The sequence below is a fragment of the Natronospira sp. genome, assembly GCF_007134575.1.
Taxonomy (GTDB): Bacteria; Pseudomonadota; Gammaproteobacteria; order Natronospirales; family Natronospiraceae; genus Natronospira; species Natronospira elongata.
Map to the genome: position 1 here is coordinate 1 of NZ_SLKM01000176.1, position 5,598 is coordinate 5,598.

Sequence of the window (5,598 nt, forward strand, 5' to 3'; positions counted from 1 at the left end):
TGGAATCATGTTACTGCCCCATCATAAACGTCCCGGGCATCCATGCAACATCCTTTCTCTGGCTTCGTCACATTCCCGCCGGGCGCTGCTAAGCTTGACCACAGACGGAGTGATTTGCCCGCCATCCAATCATGCTCAAGGGATCAGTAACATGAACCGCTCGCTCGACATCAATCTCAACCTCAATGTTCGCGGCCTCAGCCAGTCCGCCACCCTGGCCATCAACGAGGCCAGCCGTGAGTTGATGGACCGGGGACGCAAGGTCTACCGACTGGGTCTGGGCCAATCCCCCTTCCCGGTGCCGGAACCGGTGGTCCAGGCCCTGCGCGACCATGCCCACGAAAAGGACTACCTTCCGGTCAGCGGTCTGCGCCCCCTGCGGGAGGCGGTGGCGGCCTATCATGCCCGCGCCGAGGGCCTTGATGTGGACGGCGACAATATTCTCATCGGGCCCGGCTCCAAGGAGCTGATGTTCATCGTCCAGCTCACCTATTACGGGGACCTGGTCATTCCCACCCCGAGTTGGGTCAGTTACGCCCCCCAGGCCCATATAATCGGTCGCCAGATCCGCTGGGTGCCCACCCAGGCCGAAAATGACTGGCGCCTGACCCCGGAGGAACTGGACCGCCTCTGCCGCAGCGACCCCACCCGACCACGGATCATCATCCTCAACTACCCCTCCAACCCCACCGGCGACACCTATACCCTGGACGAGCTTCAGGAACTGGCCGAAGTGGCGAGAAATTACCGTGTTGTGTTGCTATCGGATGAGATTTACGGGGAACTCCACCATACCGGCGAACATGTCTCCATTGCCCGCTATTACCCCGAGGGGACCATCATCAGCGCCGGCCTGTCCAAATGGTGCGGCGCCGGCGGCTGGCGCCTGGGTACCTTCTGTTTCCCGCGCAGCCTGCGCTGGCTTCAGGACGCCATGGCGGTGGTGGCCAGCGAGACCTTCACCTCCACCAGCGCCCCCATCCAGTGCGCCGCCATCACCGCCTTTGACCGCAACACGGAGATCGACCGCTACCTGGACCACTCCCGGCGGATTCTTCGCCTCCTGGGCCTGACCCTTTGGGAGCGGCTCTGCAAGGCCGGGCTCTCGGTCACCCGCCCGGCCGGCGGCTTCTATCTCTTCCCGGACTTCAGCCCCCTGCGCGAACGGCTTGCCCGACGCGGCATCGAAGACAGCGAAACCCTCTGCCAGCGCCTGCTGGAGGAAAGCGGCGTGGCGCTGCTGCCCGGCCATGCCTTCGGCCGCCCGCTAAGCGAGCTCACCACCCGCCTGGCCTATGTGGACTTCGATGGCGAGGCGGCCCTGGCCTGTGCCCCGGCCCTTGAGAGCGGCGAGCTCAGTGAAACGGACTTTCTGCAGCGTTGCTGCCGTCAGATGATCGAGGCGGTGGATGCCATCGAGACCTGGATCAATGAGCAATAGAGTCCACCGCCTGGCTGCCCAGTCTTGATATAATGAGCGCCGAGGCACATATTCGAATCTGGACACCCTGAACGGAGGGGTCACCGGCAGGAATTGACTCCACAACCCCGCTCTCTCGACATCAACCTGGAACCGGCGGACAACCGTCGCCTCGCCAACCTTTGCGGCCAGTTTGACGAGCACATCCGCCAGGTGGAACGCCGGCTCGGCGTGGAAATCAACAATCGCGGCAATCACTTTCGGGTCATCGGCGACGAAGGCCCGGTGACGGCTGCCGGTGAGCTGTTGAAAACCCTCTATGAAGTCACCGAGGACCAGGACCTGGACCCGGAGGCCATCCACCTGCGCCTGCAGGAATCCGGCCTGGAAGCCCTGGTGGAGGAGCGCGAGGCGCCGAGCGAATCCGTGGTGGTTCATACCCGCCGGGGCAAAATCACCGGCCGCGGCCCCGCCCAGCAGCGCTATCTCTCCGACATGCAGCGCTCCGATCTCAGTTTCGGCATCGGCCCGGCCGGCACCGGCAAGACCTATCTCGCCGTGGCCAGCGCCGTGGAGGCCCTGGAGCGCGACGAGGTGCGCCGCCTGATCCTGGTCCGCCCGGCCGTGGAGGCCGGCGAGCGCCTCGGCTTTCTGCCCGGCGACATGGCCCAGAAGGTCGACCCCTATCTGCGCCCCATGTATGACGCCCTCTACGAAATGATGGGCTTTGAGAAAGTCGGCAGGCTGATCGAGCGCCATGTGATCGAGGTCGCCCCGCTTGCCTTCATGCGCGGTCGCACCCTGAATGAATCCTTCATCATCCTCGATGAGGCCCAGAACACCTCCGTTGAGCAGATGAAGATGTTCCTCACCCGCATCGGCTTCGGCTCCCGCGCGGTGGTGACCGGGGACGTGACCCAGATCGACCTGCCGCGCAACCAGACCTCCGGTCTGCGCCACGCCATCGAGGTCCTGAAGGACGTCCCCGATGTGAGCTTCACCTTCTTCACCGCCCGGGACGTGGTCCGCCACCCCCTGGTCCAGAAGATCGTCAGCGCCTATGAGCGGCACGGCGACCACTGAGATGCAGCCCATGGACGAGCAAAGCAATCCCGACCGCCGGGACGAGGAGCCTCCCCCTCCAGGCCTGAACCTGGACCTGGCGGTGGAGGCCGAGCACCCGGACACCCCGGCGCAGGCCACCTTCCGCCGCTTTGCCGAAGCCGCCCTGGCCGGCGCCGAGCAGACCAACCCCGATCTGGCCCTGGGCGGGCGTGCCCTGGAGCTCGCCATCCGCGTGGTCGAGTCCGGCGAAAGCCAGGCACTCAACGCCCACTGGCGCGACCGTGACCGGCCCACCAATGTACTTTCCTTCCCCGGCGACGATCTCCCCGCCCTGCCCTGGCGGCATCTGGGCGATCTGGTGATCTGCGCCGAGGTGGTCGCCCGGGAAGCCGCCGAACAGGGCAAGCGCCCCGAGGCCCACTGGGCCCACATGGTCGTCCATGGCGTCCTCCATCTGCTGGGCTATGATCATCAGGAAGAGCCCGAAGCCGAAGCCATGGAGGCCCTGGAAATCCGTATCCTGTCCGAGATGGGCTATCCGGACCCCTACCGTACCCCCTGAGCGACAGAATCTGATCATGAGCTATCAGCCGAGATCCATGAAAGAAGACGAGCAGCAACAGGAAAACGACGGCAGCGGCGGTATCAAGGGCCTGTTCGAGCGCATCGGCCAGGCCATCTCCGGTGAGCCCCGCGATCGAGTGGAACTGATGGATGTCCTGCGCGACGCCCAGCGTCGGGAGCTGTTCGACATTGACGCCCAGGCCATGCTGGAAGGCGTGCTTCAGGTCTCGGAAATGCAGGTCCGCGACATCATGATTCCCCGCGGGCAGATGGTGGTCATCCGCCGCGAGGCCAATCTGGACGAGGTCCTCGCCCAGGCCATCGAATCCGGCCACAGCCGCTTTCCCGTAATCGGCGAGAACCGCGATGAAGTCGTCGGCGTGGTGCTCGCCAAGGACCTGCTCCGCTACTTTGCCGAAGGCCAGACCGGTGGCGGCTTCAATGTCAGCGAATACCTGCGCCCGGCGAGCTTCATCCCGGAAAGCAAACGCCTCAACGTCCTGCTCTCCGACTTCCGGGAAAGCCGCAACCACATGGCCATCGTCGTCGACGAATACGGCGGCGTCTCGGGCCTGGTCACCATTGAAGACGTCCTTGAACAGATCGTCGGCGACATTGACGATGAAACCGACATCGAAGACGAAGAAGGCGACATCCACCGCCATTCGGACAAGCGCTTCACCATCCGCGCCCTGATGCCCGTGGAAACCTTCAACGACGCCATGGATGCCGAGTTCAGCAACGAGGAATTCGACACCATCGGTGGCCTGGTCACCCACGCCTTCGGCCACCTCCCCCGACGTAACGAGTCAGTCACCATGAACGGCTACCGCTTCCGCGTCCTGCGCGCGGATGGGCGCCGGATACATCTGTTGGAAGTCCATACGCCGAAACCGGTGGAAACGAAGCCGGAACAAAAAGACTAGGGCCGCACCATAGGACTCGTGGAACCCTGGCAAGAGCTTTTAGCTTATAAGCTGATAGCTGACGATGGACCAAGGCATCTACTCTAGCCCCATTTCGCCTAGGGCACCCCGGTCTTGAAACCAGACCGGGGTGCCAGACGAGATCAGTTTTCCAGCCGCATCTGTATGAGGACAGAATGCCCCTGGGCATTGGCAGACTCAAGGTTCGCCAACAGGAAGACACCCTCATCGCCCGAGTGATACGCCACCAGCTCTGGGACAATCTCGTGGGTATTGCCCCCCTTTACGTACTCCGGGACGCCTTGAAACGACAGACGGTTAAGGTACTGATCCTCGAACCGAATCAGCGCCGCATCTCCAGGAATGTCCTGATTCCAACCCAAATCTCCAACTGCCGTCACGATCTCGCAGCGATCCCGCGAGTGGCCGACCCAAAGTACCCTGTTTACATCACCCATATCCAACGCACCAGCATAGACCATGTCCTGGCTGCTGACTTCTGAGGAACGAAAAGTATTACCACACGCGGTGATGATTCGGACCCCGTCCCAGGTCAGCCACAGGTCCCCGCACATGGCGTAGGTACCGTGATAAGGCGAATCCGATACATATTCGGTAGGCACCGTACTGATATCATACTTCTCTATATCACTGGGACTTAGTCCGCGGTTAGCAGCATAGATCCACGGCTCAATGGGGTGAATCCGCATAATGGTTCCGCCGTAGACACTGAAGCCTTCATGTTCATGGGTTTCACCATCGGAAATCCGGACACCGCGAACCCTTTCCCACTGGCCAGGTGGCAGCGCATATATATAACCGTTCCCACCGTGGACAACGGAATTGGCTTGGACATCGACGGGATGTGAAACAAGCACCTCGGCAGTTTCAATATCGATAACCGTCACCCAACCGTCATGCCCGACAGCGATCTCATCACCATTCGGGTTAATAGCCACCGAAATCGGCATCAGAGGAAGCTCAACTGATTCACGGTCGCCGGATGGGACATCAATAATATGGACCTGGTGAGGTCCGGCGCTGACTACAGCGATGATGTCTTCTGAGTAATGGTGAGCCGCCCCAATTACATCAAAGGTGTATTCCTTGGCTATAGCAAGTACAGAAACAGGGAAGGTCTTCTCGATTGCATCGTTGAACCCGTCGCTTACCTCAAGCTGGACTTCATAGGCACCACTGGCATCCGCCGAAAAGGTGAACACCTCATCATTTCCAGTCTCCGGGCTTACAGTCGCCCCATCCGGACTGACAATGACTTCCCAGGAAAATGACAGATCAGTGCCGGCTGGATCATAGGAATGGGAGGCATCAAGAGTCAGGCTATCCCCGGAAAAGCCAACGGAATCACCGGTCTCCACTTCCACCACAGGCGAAAAGTTATCCACGACAGAAAAAGCCACCACATCGGTATCAGCTGCGGTGTTCGTCACTGTACCTGTGGCGGCCGTCATCTCCACCTCCCATTCCCCGACCATATCGGGAACCAGAGTCGCAGTTGAACCCGACGTCGAGAGTCCGGCTGTACTTCCGTCAGGGGCCCCCTGTGTCAGGGTAGTTGTCGCCTCTTCTGAATCGTTGATCGTAGCAGACAGGGGGCGGAAA

Annotated in this window: 5 protein-coding genes; 4 read left to right on the forward strand and 1 reads right to left on the reverse strand. The window is 61.3% G+C overall.

All coding sequences use genetic code 11. The features are described from left to right. The first annotated feature begins 151 nt into the window (after positions 1–151). The 4 genes from ACJWXQ_RS06865 (at position 152) to ACJWXQ_RS06880 (ending at position 3,975) form a co-directional block, all read left to right on the forward strand. A complete protein-coding gene (locus tag ACJWXQ_RS06865; protein WP_346052690.1) occupies positions 152–1,441 on the forward strand; it encodes an aminotransferase class I/II-fold pyridoxal phosphate-dependent enzyme in 1,290 nt (429 codons plus the stop codon). Between the two features lie 93 nt (positions 1,442–1,534). Then, positions 1,535–2,503: a PhoH family protein gene (locus ACJWXQ_RS06870; protein WP_346052692.1), complete on the forward strand. Its 969-nt coding sequence runs from the start codon at positions 1,535–1,537 to the stop codon at positions 2,501–2,503. Positions 2,504–2,513: 10 nt separating this feature from the next. Beyond that, positions 2,514–3,047 (forward strand): rRNA maturation RNase YbeY, encoded by a 534-nt coding sequence (gene ybeY / locus ACJWXQ_RS06875; protein ID WP_346052694.1) that lies wholly within the window; start codon positions 2,514–2,516, stop codon positions 3,045–3,047. 37 nt (positions 3,048–3,084) lie between these two features. Beyond that, positions 3,085–3,975: a transporter associated domain-containing protein gene (locus ACJWXQ_RS06880; RefSeq protein WP_346052699.1), complete on the forward strand. Its 891-nt coding sequence runs from the start codon at positions 3,085–3,087 to the stop codon at positions 3,973–3,975. A gap of 143 nt (positions 3,976–4,118) precedes the next feature. Here ACJWXQ_RS06880 and ACJWXQ_RS06885 read toward each other — a convergent pair whose 3' ends face one another. Next, complete coding sequence (locus ACJWXQ_RS06885) at positions 4,119–5,447, reverse strand: PKD domain-containing protein (protein ID WP_406672445.1); 1,329 nt, start codon at positions 5,445–5,447, stop codon at positions 4,119–4,121. Positions 5,448–5,598: the final 151 nt, after the last annotated feature.